We start from the raw sequence: 2113 nt of genomic DNA, 5'->3' as shown, positions 1-2113 counted from the left end.
TCCACCGCCATCGGGATACCTCATTCTCCCGGCATAGCGCGGCCCACGGCAGCCGTCACGACCCGACGTAACCCGCACCGTTAAAGATCTCTAGCCGGTGAGGGCGGAATGCGGCCGTTGGCCGTGCTGGTCACGCCCGGACGATGGGGTGACGCCCCGCAGATGATCCCGGTTCTGGAACGCATAGCGTGCCCCGTCCAGCCGGCGGCCGTCCCCGCACCCGGCCGGACCACGTGAGCGGCGACAAAGCCCATTCATCCCGCCGCAGCCGCCGCTACCTGCAGCGTCGACAGATCAAGCACACCATCCCCGAGCGCCGTGACCAGCAGGCCCACCGTCAACGCCGTGGCAGCAACGGCGGGAGACCCACCGGCTTCGACCCGGCACGCTATGTCCGCAGGAACGAAGTCGAGCGGCTGATCAACCGGTTGAAGATCAACCGGGCCGTGGCCACGCGCTTGGACAAGAGGGCGTACGTCCTCCACTGCACCGTAACCATTGCAGCCGTCCGACTCTGGCTCCGCTTCTGACTCGCCAAACAGTCTCTGGCGGCATGCAGCCAGCGCGGACAACTCCACTTCCTGTCAGGCCGATTCGGTCAGTCCGGTGGGGACCTGCCATTCATAGCGGCGGCCCTTGTTGGTCAACCGCAGGCCGTTCTTGAACACAGCCAGCCCCAGCTCGCTCGCCGCCTTCGCGACGAGCGGGACGGTGTCACCAGTCTTCCCGTACCCGAAGTTCAGCACCGACCCGGCCTCGAGCGCGGCCTTGGAGTAATCCGCCGCCGGGACCTTGACCAGGTCGGCCGCCCGGTCTCCGATCAGGTGCCGGATCAGGGTCGGCCCAGCACCGGCGAAGCCTGGTCCGGGCAGCACCTCGCGGATGAAGTCGAGGATCGCTTTGGTCAGGGCGATGCCGGCCTCCGAGGACCTTTGCTGGCGCCGGAGGATGGTGTCGAAGAGCTCCGCACCGTCGTCAAAGGCGGGCGGATTGAGCTGCTGGTCGAGGCCCAGAATGTGCCCGACGACCCGCCACACGTGGAAGAAGGCGTCACGATCCTCGCGCGGCAGGTCGACCCCCAGTCGCGCCAGCCCCCGGGGGATGACAACGGAGAAGCTCATCAGCGTTCCGGCCAGATCCTCCTGGTTGACCGGCAACCCCCAGGCCTGATTCCAGCCGTCCTCACGAGTGACGTGGTATCGCATGGTGGCGTGCAGCAGGCGGATCTTCTGCGCCGAGCGCAGCCCGCGCCCTCGCGGTCCCAGCCCCCCGTCGTCGAGGACATCGACTACGAACTGCGAGGTTTCCATCAGCCTGCGGTACACCCCCGAGGTCAGCCGCTGCGAACGTGCCAGCACCTCGGCGCCATCACCGCAGCCATAGCACAGGGGGAGAGAGCCGCACAGCAGTGTCGAGACGACCAGCGACTCGTAGCGGCCCAAGAGTGCGCGACCACGCTCGATCAGCACTGGATCGGCCCATTGCGGCAGGACCGAGGTTGCCTCGAAGTAGTCCTGGAGCCGGGGTGGCAGTTCGATGGGCAGTGCCTCGCTGTTCTTGTCGAACCCGCGCAGGGCCTGCCTCACCTCTTGCTGCCTCCCCAACTCGTAGACCTCGGCGATCGCGGCGTCGCCTGCCGCGTCACCAGTCCCCCGCATCCGGCCCAGCATCTCGTCCGTCCACGTACCGACGGGCATGTTCAGCCTCCTTGCAACGGGTCACGATCGAGAGCCCACCTCTATCAGCCCGAAGCGATGAATAGCCGGACCATCACCCGGATGTGGGAAAGCATCTGTGGCGGCAAAATGAAATGGCCTGTTAGGCGGCGGCGTGACCGGCGCGCGGCGGGCCCCGTGCGGCCAGTGTCACGGCCTGGGCGGGCGTTGGCGAGGCAGGCATCGCCGGAACCGGCGACGCGAACGCACCCGGCGTAACCGGCAACAGCGCCGACTCGGCTGGAGTGGCCGGGGGGAGCCCGCGGGGGCCGAGCGTAATCGGGCGCAGCAGCTCGAATCAGTGTCTACTGACCTTGTTGGCGTGATGTCGTCAACGTGAGGCCGGTTTCGGCGAGACATCCATCGATGAGGTTGCTGCGGTACTGGATCTCGCGGAG

Annotated in this window: 1 protein-coding gene and 1 pseudogene; one reads left to right on the top strand and one right to left on the bottom strand. The window is 67.2% G+C overall.

The genetic code is table 11. The features are described 5' to 3' along the window. Positions 1-90: 90 nt before the first annotated feature. Positions 91-530 (top strand): annotated as a pseudogene (locus tag ACWC0C_RS48275) (transposase); the annotation flags it as partial. A 54-nt stretch (positions 531-584) separates the two neighbouring features. Here ACWC0C_RS48275 and ACWC0C_RS48270 read toward each other — a convergent pair. Continuing rightward, the gene (locus tag ACWC0C_RS48270; RefSeq protein WP_450871540.1) at positions 585-1697 is read right to left on the bottom strand and encodes an oxygenase MpaB family protein; all 1113 of its coding nucleotides are present in this window, start codon (positions 1695-1697) and stop codon (positions 585-587) included. Positions 1698-2113 lie beyond the last annotated feature (416 nt).

This window comes from Streptomyces sp. NPDC001709, assembly GCF_053596375.1.
The sequence above is the reverse complement of the archived record's forward strand: the minus strand, read 5'-3'. Positions and strand labels throughout refer to the sequence as shown.